This window comes from Thermus hydrothermalis (assembly GCF_022760925.1).
Classification (GTDB): Bacteria; Deinococcota; Deinococci; order Deinococcales; family Thermaceae; genus Thermus; species Thermus hydrothermalis.
Genome location: NZ_JAKTNT010000007.1, coordinates 23,346 through 39,319 on the forward strand (window position 1 = coordinate 23,346; position 15,974 = coordinate 39,319).

26 protein-coding genes are annotated in these 15,974 nt (G+C 68.1%); 13 read left to right on the forward strand and 13 right to left on the reverse strand.

The annotated features are described in order from the left end of the window. Positions 1-10: 10 nt before the first annotated feature. A complete protein-coding gene (locus L0C60_RS05840) occupies positions 11-682 on the forward strand; it encodes a DNA/RNA nuclease SfsA (RefSeq protein ID WP_267962682.1) in 672 nt (223 codons plus the stop codon). Here L0C60_RS05840 and L0C60_RS05845 read toward each other — a convergent pair. Both L0C60_RS05845 and L0C60_RS05850 read right to left on the reverse strand, forming a co-directional pair. Further along, on the reverse strand, positions 671-1,417 hold the full coding sequence (locus L0C60_RS05845; RefSeq protein ID WP_234506273.1) for a ZIP family metal transporter: 747 nt from the start codon (positions 1,415-1,417) through the stop codon (positions 671-673). The genes L0C60_RS05840 and L0C60_RS05845 overlap by 12 nt on opposite strands. Before the next feature lie 12 nt (positions 1,418-1,429). Further along, the gene (locus L0C60_RS05850) at positions 1,430-2,122 is read right to left on the reverse strand and encodes an alpha/beta hydrolase (RefSeq protein ID WP_234506270.1); all 693 of its coding nucleotides are present in this window, start codon (positions 2,120-2,122) and stop codon (positions 1,430-1,432) included. Positions 2,123-2,177: 55 nt separating this feature from the next. On the opposite strand from L0C60_RS05850, the gene L0C60_RS05855 reads away from it, so the two are divergent. Together L0C60_RS05855 and L0C60_RS05860 are read left to right on the forward strand one after the other, a co-directional pair. After that, positions 2,178-2,960, forward strand: coding sequence for a DUF4388 domain-containing protein (locus L0C60_RS05855; protein ID WP_243092599.1), 783 nt, complete (start codon positions 2,178-2,180; stop codon positions 2,958-2,960). Between the two features lie 3 nt (positions 2,961-2,963). Continuing rightward, positions 2,964-4,319, forward strand: a complete 1,356-nt coding sequence (locus tag L0C60_RS05860) for an alanine/glycine:cation symporter family protein (protein ID WP_243092600.1) — start codon at positions 2,964-2,966, stop codon at positions 4,317-4,319. On the opposite strand, the gene L0C60_RS05865 is transcribed toward L0C60_RS05860, so the two are convergent. Genes L0C60_RS05865 through L0C60_RS05900 form a run of 8 tightly spaced genes read right to left on the reverse strand, consistent with a single transcriptional unit; the run spans position 4,316 to position 8,052 of the window. Continuing rightward, positions 4,316-4,714, reverse strand: coding sequence for a hypothetical protein (locus L0C60_RS05865; RefSeq protein ID WP_234506260.1), 399 nt, complete (start codon positions 4,712-4,714; stop codon positions 4,316-4,318). The genes L0C60_RS05860 and L0C60_RS05865 overlap by 4 nt on opposite strands. Positions 4,715-4,716: 2 nt before the next feature. Next, positions 4,717-4,863, reverse strand: coding sequence for a hypothetical protein (locus L0C60_RS05870; protein WP_234506258.1), 147 nt, complete (start codon positions 4,861-4,863; stop codon positions 4,717-4,719). After that, positions 4,826-4,999, reverse strand: a complete 174-nt coding sequence (locus tag L0C60_RS05875) for a hypothetical protein (protein ID WP_234506254.1) — start codon at positions 4,997-4,999, stop codon at positions 4,826-4,828. The genes L0C60_RS05870 and L0C60_RS05875 overlap by 38 nt, the downstream gene beginning before the upstream one ends. A 9-nt stretch (positions 5,000-5,008) precedes the next feature. Next, positions 5,009-5,287: a hypothetical protein gene (locus tag L0C60_RS05880; protein WP_234506251.1), complete on the reverse strand. Its 279-nt coding sequence runs from the start codon at positions 5,285-5,287 to the stop codon at positions 5,009-5,011. Continuing rightward, on the reverse strand, positions 5,287-5,757 hold the full coding sequence (locus L0C60_RS05885; RefSeq protein ID WP_234506248.1) for a YbaK/EbsC family protein: 471 nt from the start codon (positions 5,755-5,757) through the stop codon (positions 5,287-5,289). The genes L0C60_RS05880 and L0C60_RS05885 overlap by 1 nt, the downstream gene beginning before the upstream one ends. Continuing rightward, positions 5,754-6,869 carry a M20 family metallopeptidase gene (locus L0C60_RS05890; protein WP_234506244.1) on the reverse strand — a complete coding sequence of 372 codons (1,116 nt, stop codon included), beginning with the start codon at positions 6,867-6,869 and terminating at the stop codon, positions 5,754-5,756. Before L0C60_RS05890 ends, L0C60_RS05885 begins: the two co-directional genes overlap by 4 nt. A 41-nt stretch (positions 6,870-6,910) precedes the next feature. After that, the gene (locus L0C60_RS05895; RefSeq protein ID WP_234506241.1) at positions 6,911-7,492 is read right to left on the reverse strand and encodes an intradiol ring-cleavage dioxygenase; all 582 of its coding nucleotides are present in this window, start codon (positions 7,490-7,492) and stop codon (positions 6,911-6,913) included. Further along, a complete protein-coding gene (locus L0C60_RS05900; protein ID WP_234506238.1) occupies positions 7,492-8,052 on the reverse strand; it encodes a YceI family protein in 561 nt (186 codons plus the stop codon). Before L0C60_RS05900 ends, L0C60_RS05895 begins: the two co-directional genes overlap by 1 nt. Before the next feature lie 80 nt (positions 8,053-8,132). On the opposite strand from L0C60_RS05900, the gene L0C60_RS05905 reads away from it, so the two are divergent. The 10 genes from L0C60_RS05905 to L0C60_RS05950 all read left to right on the forward strand — a co-directional run bounded on the left by L0C60_RS05905 (position 8,133) and on the right by L0C60_RS05950 (position 13,277). Beyond that, positions 8,133-8,792 carry an HAD family hydrolase gene (locus L0C60_RS05905; RefSeq protein WP_234506235.1) on the forward strand — a complete coding sequence of 220 codons (660 nt, stop codon included), beginning with the start codon at positions 8,133-8,135 and terminating at the stop codon, positions 8,790-8,792. Further along, positions 8,789-9,154, forward strand: coding sequence for a carboxymuconolactone decarboxylase family protein (locus L0C60_RS05910; RefSeq protein ID WP_234506233.1), 366 nt, complete (start codon positions 8,789-8,791; stop codon positions 9,152-9,154). Before L0C60_RS05905 ends, L0C60_RS05910 begins: the two co-directional genes overlap by 4 nt. Then, positions 9,126-9,800, forward strand: a complete 675-nt coding sequence (locus L0C60_RS05915) for a uroporphyrinogen-III synthase (RefSeq protein WP_234506230.1) — start codon at positions 9,126-9,128, stop codon at positions 9,798-9,800. The genes L0C60_RS05910 and L0C60_RS05915 overlap by 29 nt, the downstream gene beginning before the upstream one ends. 44 nt (positions 9,801-9,844) lie before the next feature. After that, positions 9,845-10,960 carry a glutamyl-tRNA reductase gene (gene hemA, locus L0C60_RS05920; RefSeq protein WP_234506226.1) on the forward strand — a complete coding sequence of 372 codons (1,116 nt, stop codon included), beginning with the start codon at positions 9,845-9,847 and terminating at the stop codon, positions 10,958-10,960. Continuing rightward, complete coding sequence (gene ccsA / locus L0C60_RS05925) at positions 10,957-11,709, forward strand: cytochrome c biogenesis protein CcsA (RefSeq protein ID WP_234506222.1); 753 nt, start codon at positions 10,957-10,959, stop codon at positions 11,707-11,709. The genes hemA and ccsA overlap by 4 nt, the downstream gene beginning before the upstream one ends. A 64-nt stretch (positions 11,710-11,773) precedes the next feature. Further along, the gene (locus tag L0C60_RS05930; RefSeq protein WP_234506220.1) at positions 11,774-11,962 is read left to right on the forward strand and encodes a hypothetical protein; all 189 of its coding nucleotides are present in this window, start codon (positions 11,774-11,776) and stop codon (positions 11,960-11,962) included. Further along, positions 11,952-12,269 carry a hypothetical protein gene (locus tag L0C60_RS05935; RefSeq protein ID WP_234506215.1) on the forward strand — a complete coding sequence of 106 codons (318 nt, stop codon included), beginning with the start codon at positions 11,952-11,954 and terminating at the stop codon, positions 12,267-12,269. The genes L0C60_RS05930 and L0C60_RS05935 overlap by 11 nt, the downstream gene beginning before the upstream one ends. Continuing rightward, on the forward strand, positions 12,269-12,637 hold the full coding sequence (locus L0C60_RS05940; protein WP_234506213.1) for an SHOCT-like domain-containing protein: 369 nt from the start codon (positions 12,269-12,271) through the stop codon (positions 12,635-12,637). Before L0C60_RS05935 ends, L0C60_RS05940 begins: the two co-directional genes overlap by 1 nt. A gap of 47 nt (positions 12,638-12,684) precedes the next feature. Next, positions 12,685-12,900, forward strand: coding sequence for a hypothetical protein (locus L0C60_RS05945; protein WP_234506210.1), 216 nt, complete (start codon positions 12,685-12,687; stop codon positions 12,898-12,900). Further along, positions 12,894-13,277 carry a DUF2089 domain-containing protein gene (locus L0C60_RS05950; protein WP_234506207.1) on the forward strand — a complete coding sequence of 128 codons (384 nt, stop codon included), beginning with the start codon at positions 12,894-12,896 and terminating at the stop codon, positions 13,275-13,277. The genes L0C60_RS05945 and L0C60_RS05950 overlap by 7 nt, the downstream gene beginning before the upstream one ends. On the opposite strand, the gene L0C60_RS05955 is transcribed toward L0C60_RS05950, so the two are convergent. Genes L0C60_RS05955 through trhA form a run of 3 tightly spaced genes read right to left on the reverse strand, consistent with a single transcriptional unit; the run spans position 13,231 to position 15,969 of the window. Then, positions 13,231-14,637, reverse strand: coding sequence for a sensor histidine kinase (locus L0C60_RS05955; protein ID WP_234506204.1), 1,407 nt, complete (start codon positions 14,635-14,637; stop codon positions 13,231-13,233). The two genes, L0C60_RS05950 and L0C60_RS05955, sit on opposite strands and share 47 nt — an antisense overlap. Before the next feature lie 9 nt (positions 14,638-14,646). Next, complete coding sequence (locus L0C60_RS05960; protein WP_039455403.1) at positions 14,647-15,321, reverse strand: response regulator transcription factor; 675 nt, start codon at positions 15,319-15,321, stop codon at positions 14,647-14,649. 33 nt (positions 15,322-15,354) lie between these two features. Then, positions 15,355-15,969, reverse strand: coding sequence for a PAQR family membrane homeostasis protein TrhA (gene trhA / locus L0C60_RS05965; protein WP_234506201.1), 615 nt, complete (start codon positions 15,967-15,969; stop codon positions 15,355-15,357). Positions 15,970-15,974: the final 5 nt, after the last annotated feature.

The window sequence follows — 15,974 nt, forward strand, 5'->3', positions numbered from 1 at the left end:
GCCTTGGTGTATGGTGCTTCCCCTTCCTCCCCTTAAGCCCTGCCGCTTCCTAAGGCGGAAAAACCGCTTCCTGGTGGAGGCGGACGTGGGGCCTTTGCACCTCGCCAACTCCGGGCGCATGGCGGAGCTTCTCCTTCCCCTGACGCCCTGCTACTACCACCCGAGGCCCACCCCCAAGACCCTGGGCCGGATGGTCCTGGTGGAGTCCCAAGGGGTTCTGGTGGGGGTGGATGCAAGCCTGGCGGGCCGCCTCCTGGAGGCCCTTTTGCGAGAAGGCCACCTGGGCCCCGTGGAGGCGCTTCGGCGGGAGGTCCCTTTGGCCGGGGAGAGGCTGGATTTCTTCGCCCTCTTTGGGGGACGGGAAGCCTATTTGGAGGCGAAAAACTGCAACCGGGTGGAGAAGGGCCTGGCCCTCTTTCCCGACGCCCCCACCGCCCGGGGAGCGCGGCACCTAAGGCTTCTCGCCGCCTTGGCCCGGGAGGGGAAGGGGGCTTATGCCTTCTGGTTCGTGCAACACCCCCTGGCGGAGGCCTTCGCCTTGGACCCGAACGATGGGGCCCTCCACCAGGCGGCCCGGGAGGCCCTGAAGGCGGGGGTCGTCCTCCGGGCCTACCGGGTGCGGCCCACCTTGGCGGCCTTGGAGGTGGAGGAGGAACTCCCTTGGGTTTGGCTAGCCCCCTAGGAGGATCTGGAAGGCCACCATGAGGGCCGCCGCCACCGTGAGGACCGTGGCCACCCCCTCGGCCTCCGCCTCCTTGAGGGCGTCGGGAAGGATTTCCGCCACCGCCATCCAGATCATGGCCCCGGCGGCGAAACCAAGGCCCACGGGGAGGACCGGCCGGAAGGCCTCCACCAGGAGGAAGGCGGGCACGGCCATGAGGGGCTGGGGCAGGCTGGAGAAGACGCTCCAGAAGGCGGCCCCCAGGACGCTCACGCCCCGGGGAATGAGCACCAGGCTGATGGCGAGCCCCTCGGGGATGTTGTGGATGGCGATGGCCAAGGTAATGAAGACCCCCAGGGCCTCCCCGCCCCCGAAGGCCACCCCCACCCCCACCCCCTCGGCGAAGGAGTGGAGGGTCATGATGCCCACGATCATGAGGGCCTTGCGGGCGTCCAGGCCCTTGAGGTCCCCGAAGCTCACCTCCCGGCCTTGCAGGTAGCGGTGGGATAGCTGGATGAAAAGAAGCCCCAAGGCTATGCCCAAAAGGGTGCGGCCCAGGCTGTAGCCCACCCCCTCGTAGATGAGGCCGAAGCTCGCCGCCAGCATGAGCCCGGCGGCGGCGGCGTTGGCCAGGCCCAGGTGGCGCCGGAGGATGTGTTTCGTAAACAGGAAGGGCAAGGCACCCAGGCCTGTGGCGACGGCGGTGAGGAAGGCGTAGAGGAAAACGCTCCAGGGGGAAATGGGTAAAGCCTCCATACCGCCTCTACTTTACTGCAAGCGATTACTAATAGCAATAAGCCAGTCCCGCACTGCCTCCGCCACCTCCTGCTGGTTCCGGTCCAGGAGGAGGTCGTGCCCGCTTTCCGGGAAGACCTGGTAGGCCTTCTCCCGGCTTCCCAAAAGCGCATGGTAGCGGCGCACCCCCCGCACCACCCGGTCCCGCCCCGCCTCCACCACCAAGGCGGGGGCCTTGACCCGGGGGAGGACCTCTGGGGTTTGGCGCATGAGGTGGAGGAGTTCCCCCACCGCCCGGGTGGGGAAGTAGGGGTAGTTGGGGTTTTGCTTCCTGAGCGCTGGGTCTTCAATGGAGTTGGGCCCAGGAAAGCGGGGGATGAGCCAGGCGAGGTAAGGGGCCAGGGGCGCCAGGGGGTTTTTCAGGGAGAAGGCGGGGGCCAGGGCCACCAGGGCCCCCGTGGGGTGGGCCGCCGCCAGGTGGGCGGCGAGGAGGCCTCCCATGGAAAGCCCCACCACTCCCCGGGGCTCGGGGAGGGCCAGGTAGGCTTCCTCTGCGGCGGCCAGCCAGTCCTGCCAGCGGACCCTTAAGAGGTCCTCGGGGCGGGTGCCGTGGCCGGGCAGGGCGGGCTGGGCCACGGCGAAGCCCGCCTCCCGCAACACCCCGGGTAAGGGCCCCAGGGTGAGCACGGGATGGGAGGTGAAGCCGTGCAGGAGAAGGAGGTGCATACTCCAGAATACCCCGCCTGGACGCCCCCAAGGCGGCATGGTAAAACGGGGGAGAATGCTTGAGGGTAACCTTGCGGAGTTCCCCTTTCCTTCCCTGGTGGGCGCCCTGATGAGCGCTGGGCGCACGGGGAGGCTTCTCGTACGCTCCCCGCACCTCGAGGGGGAGGTCTACCTGCAGGGCGGCCAGGTGGTCCACGCCCGGGTCCAGGCGGGGGAGCGGGCCTTGGAAGGGGAGGAGGCCTTGGACCTCCTGGTGGGGCTTAGGCGGGCCCCTTTCCGCTTTGAGCCGGAAACCCTTCCCCCCCACACCACCCTCCTTGGGGGGCTTGCCGTGCCCGCCCGGCTGGCGGAGGCCCAGGCGGTGTGGCAGTCCCTAAACCTCCCTTCGGACTGGGGGTATGTCCTGCGCCTGCCGAGCCAGGGAGGAACGGCGGAACTTACCCCGGAGGCCTTAAGGGTCCTGGCCCAGGTGGAGGGGAAGCGCATCGCCGAGGTCCTGGCGGCCCCTGGGGTCTTGCGCCTCGCCCGCATCCTCCATACCCTCCTCGGGATGGGGGCCTTGGAGGCGGTGCCCGTGGTGGAGGTGGCCCCAGAGCACCTCTTGGTCCTGCCCATCTACGGCCCGGGGCACGGGATCGCCTACGTGGACGAGGCCCTTTATGCGGCGTGGGCCCGCGCCATCCGCCATGCTTTCCGCTTGCGGGTCACCCCGCCTGGGACCACCATGGAGGTGCGGCCTAGGCCCAACATCCCTGGGCGGCTTGGGCTTTTGGAGGAGGACCTGAGGCGCCTGCGCCTCAGGCGTGGGGATAAGGTGGAAGCGGTGCCGGAGGTGTAGCCTATGGATATCCTGACCCTAAACGAGTATCTCAACCGCATCGTATACGGCTTCCCCATGAAGCTGGTCTTCCTGCTCGTGGGGGCTTATCTGGTTATTTTCCAGATCCGTTGGTTTAGCGCCCCCTTCCGGATGATGCGGGTCTCCTTCAGCGAGACCTTCGGGGCCATCCGGGAAAGGGCCTACGGCTTCGGCGGCCAGATCACCCCCTTCCAGGCCACCATGGTGGCCCTTTCCGCCACGCTGGGGACCGGGCACCTTCTGGGGATGCTGGCGGCGGTTTTGGTGGGGGGTCCGGGGGCGGTCTTCTGGATGTGGGTGGGCTACTTCTTCGGCACGGGGACCAAGTTCGCCGAGGCTACCTTGGCGGTCCACTACCGCCGCCGCTTCGCCGACGGCTCCGTGTCCGGCGGTCCCATGTACTACCTTTCCCGGGGCTTGCCCCGCCTCCGTTTTTTAGGCTTTCTCTTCGCCCTTTTCGCCGCCGTGGCCGCCTTTGGCATCGGCAACCTGGCCCAGGCGGGGGCGGTGGGAGGGGCCTTGGTTTCCTTGGGGGTGCCCCCGGCCTTGGTGGGGCTTGGCCTCGCCCTTCTGGTGGGGGTGGTGCTAGGGGGAGGGGTGGCGCGGGTGGCCCGCTTCGCCCAGGTGGTGGTGCCCCTGAAGCTCCTCCTCTTTTTGGTGGCGGTTCTGCCCCTTCTCGTCCTGTACGGCAGGGGTATCCCCGAGGCCTTGGCCCTGGTGTTCCAGGCGGCTTTTACCCCGGAGGCCGCTTTTGGAGGGGCGGCGGGGTATAGCCTCTACGCCGCCATCAACGCTGGCTTGGGCCGGGGCATCTTCGCCAACGAGGCGGGGCTGGGCTCGGCGGCTATCGCCCACGCCCAGGCCCAGGTGGACCACCCCGTGCGCCAGGGCTTCTGGGGGGTGACGGAGATGTTCGTGAGCTTTCTGGTCACGAGCCTCACCGCCCTCACCTTCATCGCCTCGGGGCTTTGGCGCCAAGGGGGAAGCGCCGCCGAGGCCGCCCAGGCCCTCTTCCAGGCCCATCCCCTGGGAGGGGTGATCCTGGCCGCCACCGTGGCCCTTTTCGCCCTTGGGACCATGGTCTCCTGGGGGTTTTACGGGGAAGAGGCGGCGGCCTACCTCTTCGGGGAGGGGGTGCGCTGGCCCTACCGCTTGACCTTCGCCGTCTTGGCCTTCGTGGGGCCCTTGGGGGGCCTCGAGGCCTTCTTGGCCATCTCCGACACCCTCAACGGCCTCATGGCCATCCCCAACCTCCTGGGGCTCGTCCTCCTGGGTCCCGTGGTGGGCCGCCTGGTCTACGGCTTCTTCCGCGGGGAGCCTTGGGTGCCGCCCCGCTAGCGGAAAAGTTCCCGGATGGCCTTTTCCAACTCCTCCCCTGCCTTGCGGTCCAGGGTGAGCTTCACCTTGAGGGCCACGCGCAAGGCCTCCTCCTCCAGGGCCTCCCGGCTTTCGCAGGCCTGAAGCCGGGCGGTAAGGGGCTCGGCCCGGGGGCCTAGGCGGGCTTTGAGGAGGCCCACAAGTTTGGCGCAAAGCTCCTTGGGGCCCTCCACGGGCAGGATGAGCCCCCGCTTGAGGAGGCTTGCCAGGATGGCGTAGGCCTTTTCCCCTAAGCCGCTATCCCGCACCACCTCCTCCTCCGTGCGCCGGCCGTCGCAGAGGGTGTAGACCCGCCACTCCTCGGGGGTGGGCTTCCACTCGGCCTCGGGAGGGCTGGGGTTGCGGCGGAAGACCATGGCTACAAGGAGGCCACGATGGCGTCCACCAGGCGCAGGACCAGGTAGACGAAGACCGCCCCCAAGAGGAGGACCAAGGAGAGGAGAAGGAGGAGGAGGCTGGAGGGCTCCCTAGGTGAGGAGGAGGATGGCGAGGTAGGCCAGGGCAAAGAAGGCGATGAGGAAGAGCATCTGCCCACTCCGTTCCCCCATCACCCCGCCGGGGATGGCCCGCTTGAGCCGGAGGCCGTAAAGGACGTTGTAAACCATGAGGAGAAGCCCGAGGAGGAGCAGGATTTTTTCCATATTCCCATTCTACCCCTTCCACTCCCGGATGGGCACGAGTTCGCCCCCCTCCACCTGCTTCCGCACGGGGCGGTAGCGGCGGTCAAACCAGATCTCCAAGACCGCCCGGTCCAGGCTTTGGGGAGCCACGATCTCCTTGCGCACGTAGTAGCCCCCTTCCGTGGGGCTAATCTCCATGCTCTTGGAGAGCCTAAGCTCCACCACCTCCCCGCTTTTCGTGCGCACCCGCACCCGGAAGGCCAAGGGGCCCTCCGGCTTCACGTGGGGGTCTTGGCGGAAGGGCCACATCACGCCTCCTTGAGGTCGGCCACCCTCGCCCCCGTGAGGGCGAGGAGCTCCTTGGGCGTGGCCCGGAAGAGGGCCCTGGGCGTGCCTGCCGCCGCCCAGACTTCTTCGTGGACCAGGAGATCCTGGTCCAAAAAGGCGGGCAGGGGGGTGGCGTGGCCCAAGGGAGGCACGCCCCCGATGGCGAAGCCGGTGAGGGCGCGCACCTCCTCGGGGGTGGCCCGGCGCAAGGAGTCCTCCACCAGGGCTTCGGCCTTCTTCAGGTCCAGGCGGTTTTTCCCGCTCATCAGGAAGAGGTAAGCCCCCTTTTCCCCCACGAAGACCAGGCTCTTCACGATCTGCCCCACCCCGGCCCCCACCGCCTCCGCCGCCTCCTGGGCGGTGCGGGTGGAGACTTCCAGCTCCACCACCTTCAGGTGGCCAAAACCCTTGGCCTCTAGGGCTTCCTGCACCCGGAGGGCGGAAGGGCTCATAGGGCGTAGAGGAGCTCGGCCAAAAGGGCGGCGCGCCTGGGGATTTCCGAGACCACCACGTACTCCGTCCGTTGGTGGGCGTCCCCGCCGAAAAGCCCCAGGCCGTCCAGGGTGGGGACCCCCAGGGCGGCGGTGAAGTTGCCGTCGGACCCCCCGCCCACCCGGCCCGGCTCCAGGCGGAGCCCCAGGGCCTCCCCGATGGCCTTGGCCTTGGCGAAGAGGGCGAGGCTGGCCTCGGTGGGCTCCATGGGGGGGCGGTTCAGGCCCCCCGAGACCTCTAGCCGGGCCCCGGGGAGGGCGGGGGTGAGGTTTTTAAGGGCCTCTTCCACCCGCCTTACCTCCTCGAGGGTCCAGGCCCTGAGATCCAACTCCACCCAGGCCTCCTCCGCCACCACGTTGCTCACCGTTCCTCCCCGCACCACGTTGGGGCCTAGGGTGGTGCCCTTCTCCCGGTCCTCCAGGGCCGCCACCCGGAGGATCTGGTGGGCGAGTTCCAGGATGGCGTTCACCCCCTTTTCCGGCTCCACCCCTTGGTGGGCGGCCTTGCCCCGGGCCTTTAGGCGGTAAAGCCCCACCCCTTTGCGGGCCACCTTCAGGTCCCCCGTGGCCGTAGGGGGCTCGAGGACCAAGGCGGCCCTGGCCTTCTTGGCCGCCGCCTCAATGAGGGGGCGGCTTTCCTTGGAGCCCGTTTCCTCGTCGGGGGTGAAGAGGATTTCCAGGGCGGGGAGCCGCCTTCCCGTGGCCTCGGCGTGGCGGAGGGCGTAGAGGAGGGCGATGATCCCCCCCTTCATGTCGTAGACCCCAGGGCCCACCGCCTTGTCCTTTTCCAGGCGGAAGGGTTCGGGGAAGCTCCCCTTGGGGTGGACGGTATCGTAGTGGCAAAGCACCAGGACAGGCGCCCCTTCCCCCTCCCGCCGCAGGAGGAGGACGGGCCCTGCCGGGGTGTCCTTGCGGGAAAGCCGCCCCTCCAGGGGCCCGAAGGCCTCTTCCAGGAAGGCGGCGGCCGCCTCCAGGCCCGCCCGGTCCCCCGAGGGGGACTCCCGGCGCACGAAGGCCTCGAGGTCCTTGAGAAACTCGGGGAGCTTGGCTTGCATCCAGGCCAGGGTTTCCATACCCCCATTATGCCCTGGTGATGGAAGGGAGGATGTCCCCACTAGAAGGGCAGGGTGAGGGTGAAGCCGGCGGCGAAGCCTTCCCCCTCGGGCCTTAGGGCGAGGAGGAGGTCGGCGCGGAAGATGCCGTCCTGGCGGTTGCCCACCCGGGGCATCCCCCTGGGGGCGTAGGGGGGCTGGGCGTAGACCTGGCGCTGCACCTCCTCGGGGAAGAAGAGCTGGGTGGCGAAGGCCCTGCCCCCCGCCTCCACCCTTAGGTGCAGGTGGGGGGTGCGGCTTGGGTACCAACCGGGAAAGAGGGTGAGGAAGGCCACCTCCCCCTTTTCGTCCGTGGCCTGCCACCCGCGGCAGAAGGTGCCGGGGGCGTCCACCCCGGAGTAGCGGCCCAGGGCGTCCGTGTGCCAGAGGTCCACCCGGGCCCCCGGCAGGGGGCGGCAGGCGGCGCTTTGCACCCTTAGGGTGAGGCGCAGGGGAAGCCCGGGAAGCCCCTCCCGCAGGTCCTGCCTCCGGGGCACCTCCCGGAGGTAATAGGGGCCTTCCGTGAGGGCGGGGGTGGGGCGGCAAGCCCCCTGGGCCCGGGCCAAGGGGAGGAGGAAAAGGCCCAAAACCGCACGCCTTTGCATCACCGCCTCCTTAGGAGGAGGTCCACCTCTAGCCGGATCCGGTTCTCCACGCTAAGGACGATGGGCACCCGGGGCTGGGTGAGGCGGAACTTTTCAAAGGGGAACTCCGTTTTCAAAAAGACCCGCACCTCCTGGCCCCGAAACTCCGCCTCCCCCTCCCAGACCACCTCCGCCGTCACGTCCCGGAGGGTCAGGTCCCCCACCACCTGGATGGGGACCTTGCCGCTTTGGGGCAGGGGGTTGGGAAGGCCCTTCACCTCCTTGGGGCGGAAGGTGGCGGTGGGGAAGCGGCTCGTCTCCAGGGTGTTTTGCCTTAGGTAGTTGTCCCGGCGGGACTGGTCGCTTTTAAGCTCCCTCAGGTCCACCACGAACTCCCCGCTAATCCGCCCTCCCTGGAGGACCACCCGCCCCTCCACCGCCTTGGTGGTGCCCACGGCGTCGGCAATGCCCACCTGCAAAAGCTCCTCCCTCACCCGGTAGCGGGCCTCCCCCGAGGCCACCTCAAAGGTCTGGGCCAGGGCCGGTAGGAGAAGGGCCAAGCTCCACGCAAGCCACCGCATCCCGTTCACCCCCTTGCTATAAAAAGCGTAGCTAGGGAGGGTTAGACCCAGGTTAGAGGGAAGGGGCGTAAACTTGAGCCATGACCCGGGCCGTGCTCTTTGACGTGGGCAACACCTTGATCCTGGCAAGCCCCCGGTTTTGGCTCCTGCCCTTTTTGGAGGAGCGGGGCCTAAAGCCGAGGAAAGACCCCAAGGAGGCGGCCCTGGCCGCTTTCCGCTTTTACGAGGAAAACCACCTAAAGGCCAAGGACCTCCCCACGGCCCTGGCCCTGTGGCGGGAGTTCCATAAGCGGCTCTTTGTGGGCATGGGCCTCGAGGCCGAGGCGGAGGCCCTTTCCCAGGAACTGGTGGAAAACTGGAAGAACCCCCGTTTCTGGCCCATCACCCCCGGGGCCCAAGAGGTCCTCAGGGCCCTAAGGGAGCGGGGGTATTCCCTGGCGGTGGTGTCCAACTGGGACGCCACCTTGCCCGAGATCCTGGAGGTGGTGGGGCTTAGGCCCTACTTCCACCACCTGGCGGTGAGCGCCCTCTCCGGGGTGGCCAAGCCCGACCCCAGGCTTTTCCAGGAGGCCTTGGAGGCCCTGGGCGTGGCCCCGGAGGAGGCGGTGCATGTGGGGGACTCGGAGGCGGACCTCCTGGGGGCGGAGGCCGCCCGGGTGAGGCCCCTCCTCTTTGACCCCCTGGGCCAAAACCCGAAGGCCCTCCACCCCTTGGAGAGGGTGCTAGACTTCCTGCCATGAGCGTGCGGGCGGCCATCTGGGGGGAGAAGCAAGAGGCCATAGAGGAGAGCCTCAAGGCGGTGGACGAGGACCTTTTCCGCTACATCCGCGACTTCGCCTACGAGGAGGTCCTGGCCCGCCCGGGGCTGGACCTGAAGACGCGGGAGCTCCTCGCCATCACCGCCCTCATCGCCCTGGGAAGCCCCAAGGAGCTCGCCACCCACCTGGAAGGGGCCCTTAGGGTGGGGGCCACGGAACGGGAGGTGCGGGAGGCCATCCTCCAGTCGGCCCTTTTCCTGGGCTTTCCCCGGGCTCTGGCGGCCATGCGGCTTTTCCAAAAGGTGTTGAAGGGCCGTGGTGCTCCTCACGAGGGGGAAGGATAGGGCGCTTTTGGAGAGGCTTGCCGCCTTGGGGGTAAGGGCGGCGGAGGTGGCCCTTTTGGAACAGGTGGACCTCCCGGGCCTCGCCCGCCTTCCCGAGGCCCTCGGGGAGGGGTTTGACTGGGTGGCCGTGACCTCCAAGGAGGGGGCGAGGCGCCTCCTTGGGGCCTGGGAGCGGGCGGGAAGGCCCCCCCTTAGGGTGGCGGCGGTGGGGGAGGGGACGGGGGAGGTCCTGCGGCAAGGGGGGCTTCCCCCCACCTTCCTCCCGGAAAGGGCCACGGCCAAGGACCTAGCCCGGGCTTTTCCGGAGGCCAAGCGGGTCCTCTTCGTGGCCGGGGACCTGGCGGGGGAGGGGTTGGAGCGGGGGCTTAGGGCGCGGGGGGTGGAGGTGGTGCGCCTCGAGGTCTACGCCACCCGGGAGAGGGAGCTTTCCCAAAGGGAGCGCCGCCTCTTGGAGGAGGCGGAGGTGGCGGCCTTCTTTAGCCCAAGCGGGGTGCGGGCCTACGCCCGCTGGACCTCGAGGCGGCCCAAGGCGGCCTGCATCGGCCCTTCCACGGCGGAGGCGGCGAGGGGGCTTGGCTTTCCCGTGTACGAAGCCCCCCGCCCGGGGCTGGAGGGGCTATGGGAGGCTATCCTAGAGGCCCTTTGAGGGACAGGTGTCCCTACCCGGCTTGGGTATACTGGCGGAAGGCTATGGCCCTACCCCTCTACCTGGTGGGCCTTTCCCACAAGACCGCCCCTGTGGAGGTGCGGGAAAGGGCGGCTTTGGACCCGGCCGTGGCCCTTCCCGCCGCCCTCCGGCGCCTGGGCAAGGCGGTGGTCCTTTCCACCTGCAACCGCACGGAGATCTACGGGGTGGGCACCCCCGAGGAGGCCAGGGCCCTCCTTCGGGAACGGGGCGTGGAACCCCGGTACCTGTACCTTCGGGAGGGGACGGAGGCCCTGCGCCACCTCTTCCGCGTGGCGGCGGGGCTAGACTCCTTGGTGGTGGGGGAGGCGCAGATCCTCGGCCAGGTGCGGGAAGCCCTTTTCCTGGCCAGGGCGCACAAGGCCACGGAAAGCCTTTTGGAAAAGGCTTTCCAGTCCGCCATCGCCCTGGGCAAGCGGGCCCGGAGCGAAACCGCCATCGGGGCTGGGGCGGTAAGCGTGGCCTACGCCGCCTTGGACCTGGCCCAGGCCGTCTATGGCGACCTCACGGGGCTTGCCGTGGCGGTTTTGGGGGCGGGGGAGATGGCGGAGCTTTTCCTCACCCACCTCCGCGCCCACGGGGTGGGGCGGGTTTTGGTGGTGAACCGCACGGCGGAGAGGGCCAGGGCCTTGGCGGAGCGCTTGGGCGGGGAGGCCTTTGCCCTGGAAGCCCTGCCCCAGGTCCTGGCGGAGGCGGACCTGGTGGTGGCCTCGGCGGCCGCCCCCCACTACCTGGTGCGCCCCGAGGACCTGCCCCGGCGGGCTAAGCCCCTTTTTCTCATTGACATCGCCCTTCCCCGGAACATTGACCCCCGGGTGGGACGGCTTCCCCACGCCTACCTCTACAATCTGGATGACCTGGAACGGGTGGTGGAGAAAAACCTTAAGGCCCGCCTGGGCGAGGTGCCCAAGGTGGAGGCCCTGATAGAGAAGGCCCTGGGGGACTACCTGGAGTGGTACGCCGGCCACCGGGTGCGGGAGGCCATCCGGGCCCTGGAGGAGAGGCTTCTTAGGGAGGTGGCCCGGGAACTCCCCCACGCCGACCCCCTCACCTGGCACAAGGAGGCGGGCCGCCGGGCCCACCCTTTGATCCTGGCCCTCAAGGCCCAGGCCCGGCCATGACCTCGGCGAGCGCCCTGGCCTTTCTGGGGGTGGCCTTCTTGGCCCTGGGGTGGTTTTGGCCTCGAGGGCTTGGCCTTGGAGCCTGGCTCTACCTAGGGGCCGCCTTGGCGGATGCGTTGTCCAAGGGGGTTTTCTCCGGGCCGGCCCAGCCCGCCCTGGTCCTTGGGGGCCTGCTGGCCCTGCGGGGCGAGGCCCTCGCCCTCCGCCCTAGGCTTTCCCCCTTGCGCCGCTACCTCCTCGCCCTCTCCTTGGTCCTGGGCCTTTTCGCCCTCAAGGCCCTGCCCCATCCCAGAGGGGAGCTTCCCCTTTTCCTCACCCTCCTCCACGCCGGGGCTTTTTTGGTGGCCTACTTGGCCTTGGCCGTGGGGGTGGGGGCGGGGGTTATGTGTGCGCTTCAGGACCTGCGCCTGCGGGCCCACCCGGAGAAGGCCTTGGGGGCTCCACCCCTTTGGAGCCTAAGGCGGCTTGAGCGGGGGTATTTGCGGGTGGGTTACTGGGCGGCCACCTTGGGCCTGGGAAGCGGCATGGCCTGGGCCTTTAGCTACTTCGGAAGCCCTTTGAGCTTGGACCCCAAGGAGCTTTCCGCATTTTGGGGGTGGTTCCTATTTACCATTTACTTTCTTCTGGAAGACCGGCTTCGGGGCCGGATTCGGGCCGCGCTTCTCCTCCTCGCCTACGCCCTCTTCCTCTTCGCCTTCCTGGGGGCGCCCTTCCTGGGGTCCCGGCACCCCTCGAGGCTTCCCCTTTAAATATAGAAACCAACACTTGACAATCTATAAATCAATGGTTTACTCTTTTAAACAGGAGGTGGCCATGGGGCTTGGGCACTGGGACCGGGAGGCCCTCCTGGAGCGGTACCGGGAGCGCCTTTGGGAGGCGGAGCGGGAGAGGCGTCTCCTTCCCCTGCGCCGCCCCTGGCGGGTACGGCTTGCCCAGGCCCTGTGGCGCCTGGCCCAGGCCTTGGCGCCCGAGGAGCGGTGGGAGGTGGCCCGTGGAGGCTAAGGGACCCCTTCTGGAGACGCTACGGGCAGGCGCCGCTACCCCGGAGGAGGCCTTGGGGGGATGGGGCGTGGAGCTCCCGGTGGGCAACCTGGAGGCAAGCCTTCCCGTGCGGGGGGGTGCACGCCGGCTTTGGGTGGGGCTAGGCCACGCTAAGCTCCCTTTCCTCCCTGGCTCCAGGAAGGCGGTGGTGGCCCAAGCCCAAGGGGGCCACGTGGCCTGGGGAGGGAATGGGCTTGGGGACGGCTGGGCCCGCCTGGAGGCCTGGGTGCGGCTTGGCAATCGGGAGCTTTGCCCGAAGGAGGCGTGATGGAAGAGAAGCGGAAGGTCCTGGAGATGGTGAAGGCGGGGGAGATCGGAGTGGAGGAGGCCCTGGCCCTTCTAGAAGCCCTGGGGGGTGGGCCCAAGGCCTCCTCCCCGGCCCGGCTTTTGCGGGTGCGGGTGGACGGCCACGACGAGGGGAAGCCGGTGAAGGTGCACGTTAACCTCCCCCTAGCCTTGGCGGAGCTCTTGGAGAAGCTCCTCCCCGAGGAGGCCCAGCTCACCCTGGGGCGCCAGGGGGTAAACCTGAAGGAACTCCTGGCGGCCTTGGGCCAAGGGGTGCCGGAGGGGAAGCTGGTGGAGATAGAGGCGGAGGAGGAAGGCAAGCCCGTGCGCATCCTGGTGGAGGTGGTTTGAAGGCGTCCTTTGCCCTTCGTCCTCGCTTTCTCTACCTGTGGGTGTGGGTGGGAAAGGTTCCATTGGGGCTCCTCCTTCCCCTTTGCCTCCTGGAAGGGCTCTTCTTGGGGCTCCTTTGGGTGGAGAAGAGGCGGGCCCTCCGGGGCCAGCCCCCTCGGGTTTCCCTTCCCCCTAGGGCGGTCTTTGCCTTGCGGGCGCTTCCGCCCGTGGTCTTCTTGGAGGTGGAGGCGGAGGGGGTGAAGGTAAAGGTGGGACTATGGTGATGCGACCGCTTCCCGTGCGTTGCCCGGTTTGCGAAAGCCCGTTGGCGGCGAAGGTCCTTTTCTGCCCCGCCTGCGCCACGGAGGTCTCCGGGCGCTTCGCCCTAAACGAGTTCGCCCTCCTTTCCAAGGAACACCTGGACTTCCTGCGGCTTTTCGTGAAGGCCCGGGGGAACCTCAAGGAAGTGGAGCGCCTCCTCGGGGTTTCCTACCCCACGGTGCGGGCCCGGTTGGACGCTTTGCTTCGGGCTTTGGGCTACGAGGACGAGGCGGAGCCGGAGGGGGCGGAGGCGGCGCGCCTGGAGGTCCTGGAGGCCTTGCGCAAGGGGGAGATCAGCGTGGAGGAGGCGGTGGCGCGCTTGCGGGGAGGGAAAAGCTGAAGGCCGTTCCTTTGCCCACCTCGCTTTCCACCCAGATCTCTCCCCCGTGGGCCTCGAGGATGGCCTTCACGATGGAAAGCCCAAGCCCCGAGCCCCCCCGTTCCCGGTCCCGGGCCTTGTCCACCCGGTAGAAGCGCTCAAAGAGGTGGGGGAGGTGCTCCTCGGGGATGCCTTCCCCGTCGTCCTCCACCCGCACCACCACCTTGTCCTCGAGGTCAAAGGCCCTTAGCCACACGTGCCGGGCCCCGGCCTTGAGGCTATTGGACACCAGGTTGGCCAGGACCTGGTGGAGCCTATCCGGGTCCCCCCGCACGTACACCTCCGGGGGGGCCTCCACCAGGATCTCCCCCTCAAAGCTCCGCTTGAACTCCTCCCGCACCTCCTCCAGGAGGTCTAGGACGCGCACGGGGACGGGCTCTATGCGCCAGCTTCCGCTTTGGGAAAGCTCCAGGAGGTCGGAAACCAGCTTTCCCATGCGCTCGGCCTCCCGCTTCACGGTCTCCAGGCTTTCCCGCTGGACCTCGTTGAGGGGGGTGCGGCGGAGGAGGTAGCCCACGTGGCCCAGGATGGCGGTGATGGGGGTCCTAAGCTCGTGGGAGGCGTCTTGGAGGAAGCGGGTCTGGGCCAAAAAGGCCTTCTGCATGCGGGAAAGCATCCCGTTTAGGGCCTTGACCAAGGCCGCCACCTCGTCCTCCCCTTCGGGCTCGGGCAGGGGCTCGGGGCGCTCGGGCATGGCCTCCGCCTTTTTGGCCACCCACTCCAGGGGGGAAAGGGCCCGGGCCACCAGGCTTCGCGCCAGCAGGACGCTAAGGAGGAGCACCAAAAGGGCGGTGCCGGCGTAGATGCGGGTGAACTGGGTGAGGGTGGCCTCTATCTCCTCCGTGGGCCGCCCCACCAGGAGGAGGCCCTTCCACACCGTGCCGGCCACGTTCACCTCCACCCGGCGGGCGTAGACGAGAAGGGGAAGGGGCCTCCCTTCCCGGGGTAGCTCCACCCGGGCCCAGACCTCGCCCCGGGCCAGGAGGAGGCGGTAGTCCTCCTCCTTCAGGAGGAGGCGCCCGCTTCCCAAGGCGGGGCTTTTCTGGAGGCTAATCCCCCCTTCCCGGGCCAGGAGGGCGGGGTCTTCCTCGGGTAGGAGCTGGAGTTCAGCGTAAAGGCCAGCGGGAAGGCCCGCCTCCAGGAGGGGCTGCCCCCCCAGGTTGAGGAGGCGCACCACCTGGTTGCTGGCCTCCAAAAGCTCCGCCCGGAGGCTACGGTAGAGGAAGCTCCGCAAGACCCCTTCCAGGGCTAGCCCCAGGACCAGAAGGGTGACGAAGAGGAGGCCCGCCGTGAGGAGGGTGATGCGGGTGCGCAGGGTCATGGAGGAGGGCTAGTCCTCCCTCAGGACGTACCCCACGCCCCGCACCGTGTGGATGAGGCGGCGCTCCCCCCCGGCCTCCAGCTTCTTGCGCAGGTAGCCGATGTACACGTCCACCACGTTGCTTCCCCCTTGGTAGCCTGGCCAGACCTTTTCCTCAATCTCGTAGCGGCTAAAGACCTTGCCCGGGTTCTTGGCGAGGAGCTCTAAAAGCTCAAACTCCTTGTTGGAAAGCTCTATGCGCCGTCCTGCCCGGAAGACCTCCCGCCCCTCCACGTTGATGATGAGGTCCGCCACCCGGATCTCCCCGGTGATGGCCGGGCTTACCCGGCGCAGGTGGGCCCGCACCCGGGCGAGGAGCTCCTCAATGGAGAAAGGCTTCACCAGGTAGTCGTCCGCCCCGGCGTCCAGGCCCTCCACCTTGTCCTCCACCCGGTCCTTGGCGGTGAGGATGAGGATGGGCACGTTGGAGGTCTTGCGGATGCGCTTGGCCACCTCAATCCCGTCCATCACGGGAAGCATCAGGTCCAGGATCACCAGGTTGGGGTTCACCTCGCGGAAGCGGGAAAGGCCGGTGATGCCGTCGTGGGCCACCTCTGTGCGGTAGCCCTCCGCCTGGAGCTCTAGCTCTATGAAGCGGGCGATGTCCTTCTCGTCCTCCACGATGAGGATCAAAGGGGGTTCCATACCCCCCAGGATACTCACTTTCTCATGAGAAAGCTAGGTGTAGAGGCTGAGGACCGCCAGGTACATGAAGAGGCTTCCCAAAAGCACGAGGAGGTGCCAAAGCCCGTGGAAGCCCATCGCGTGTGGCCAGGGGTTGGGGCGCTTAAGCCCGTAGACCAAGGCCCCCAGGGTGTAGAAAGCCCCCGCCAGGGCCATGAGGGCGAAGGTGGAAAGGGGTAGGGCCAAACGGGGAAGGAAAAAGACGGAAAGCCACCCCAGGCCCAGGTAGGCCAGGGTATAAAGCCAACGGGGGGCCCTGAGGAAGAAGAGGCGGAAGGCCACGCCCAAAAGGGCAAGCCCCCAGACCAGGCCCAGGGCCCATCCGGCGCCCTCCCGCAGGCCTTCCAGGAGGAAAGGGGTGTAGCTCCCGGCGATGAAGAGGAAGATGGCGGCGTGGTCCAGCCGCCTTAGCCAGGCGAGGGCCCTTTCCCCCGTCTTTAGGGCATGGTAGAGGGCGCTGGCCCCGAACATCAGGGCCATGGTGAGGCCGAAGAGGAGGACGCCGCCCCAGGCTTCTTTGGGGGCCAAAAGGAGGAGAAAAAGGCTACCCAGAAGGGCTAAGGGCACTCCTACGGCGTGGCTTAGGGCGTTGAAGGGCTCGCGGACCATGCCCA

Bases quoted from the DNA above. Each gene is read 5' to 3' on its own strand.
- L0C60_RS05840 (WP_267962682.1), top strand. From the start codon at position 11: ATGGTGCTTCCCCTTCCTCCCCTTAAGCCCTGCCGCTTCCTAAGGCGG.
- L0C60_RS05845 (WP_234506273.1), bottom strand. From the start codon at position 1,417: ATGGAGGCTTTACCCATTTCCCCCTGGAGCGTTTTCCTCTACGCCTTC.
- L0C60_RS05850 (WP_234506270.1), bottom strand. From the start codon at position 2,122: ATGCACCTCCTTCTCCTGCACGGCTTCACCTCCCATCCCGTGCTCACC.
- L0C60_RS05855 (WP_243092599.1), top strand. From the start codon at position 2,178: ATGCTTGAGGGTAACCTTGCGGAGTTCCCCTTTCCTTCCCTGGTGGGC.
- L0C60_RS05860 (WP_243092600.1), top strand. From the start codon at position 2,964: ATGGATATCCTGACCCTAAACGAGTATCTCAACCGCATCGTATACGGC.
- L0C60_RS05865 (WP_234506260.1), bottom strand. From the start codon at position 4,714: ATGGTCTTCCGCCGCAACCCCAGCCCTCCCGAGGCCGAGTGGAAGCCC.
- L0C60_RS05875 (WP_234506254.1), bottom strand. From the start codon at position 4,999: ATGGAAAAAATCCTGCTCCTCCTCGGGCTTCTCCTCATGGTTTACAAC.
- L0C60_RS05880 (WP_234506251.1), bottom strand. From the start codon at position 5,287: ATGTGGCCCTTCCGCCAAGACCCCCACGTGAAGCCGGAGGGCCCCTTG.
- L0C60_RS05885 (WP_234506248.1), bottom strand. From the start codon at position 5,757: ATGAGCCCTTCCGCCCTCCGGGTGCAGGAAGCCCTAGAGGCCAAGGGT.
- L0C60_RS05890 (WP_234506244.1), bottom strand. From the start codon at position 6,869: ATGGAAACCCTGGCCTGGATGCAAGCCAAGCTCCCCGAGTTTCTCAAG.
- L0C60_RS05895 (WP_234506241.1), bottom strand. From the start codon at position 7,492: ATGCAAAGGCGTGCGGTTTTGGGCCTTTTCCTCCTCCCCTTGGCCCGG.
- L0C60_RS05900 (WP_234506238.1), bottom strand. From the start codon at position 8,052: ATGCGGTGGCTTGCGTGGAGCTTGGCCCTTCTCCTACCGGCCCTGGCC.
- L0C60_RS05905 (WP_234506235.1), top strand. From the start codon at position 8,133: ATGACCCGGGCCGTGCTCTTTGACGTGGGCAACACCTTGATCCTGGCA.
- L0C60_RS05910 (WP_234506233.1), top strand. From the start codon at position 8,789: ATGAGCGTGCGGGCGGCCATCTGGGGGGAGAAGCAAGAGGCCATAGAG.
- hemA (WP_234506226.1), top strand. From the start codon at position 9,845: ATGGCCCTACCCCTCTACCTGGTGGGCCTTTCCCACAAGACCGCCCCT.
- ccsA (WP_234506222.1), top strand. From the start codon at position 10,957: ATGACCTCGGCGAGCGCCCTGGCCTTTCTGGGGGTGGCCTTCTTGGCC.
- L0C60_RS05930 (WP_234506220.1), top strand. From the start codon at position 11,774: ATGGGGCTTGGGCACTGGGACCGGGAGGCCCTCCTGGAGCGGTACCGG.
- L0C60_RS05940 (WP_234506213.1), top strand. From the start codon at position 12,269: ATGGAAGAGAAGCGGAAGGTCCTGGAGATGGTGAAGGCGGGGGAGATC.
- L0C60_RS05950 (WP_234506207.1), top strand. From the start codon at position 12,894: ATGGTGATGCGACCGCTTCCCGTGCGTTGCCCGGTTTGCGAAAGCCCG.
- L0C60_RS05955 (WP_234506204.1), bottom strand. From the start codon at position 14,637: ATGACCCTGCGCACCCGCATCACCCTCCTCACGGCGGGCCTCCTCTTC.
- L0C60_RS05960 (WP_039455403.1), bottom strand. From the start codon at position 15,321: ATGGAACCCCCTTTGATCCTCATCGTGGAGGACGAGAAGGACATCGCC.
- trhA (WP_234506201.1), bottom strand. From the start codon at position 15,969: ATGGTCCGCGAGCCCTTCAACGCCCTAAGCCACGCCGTAGGAGTGCCC.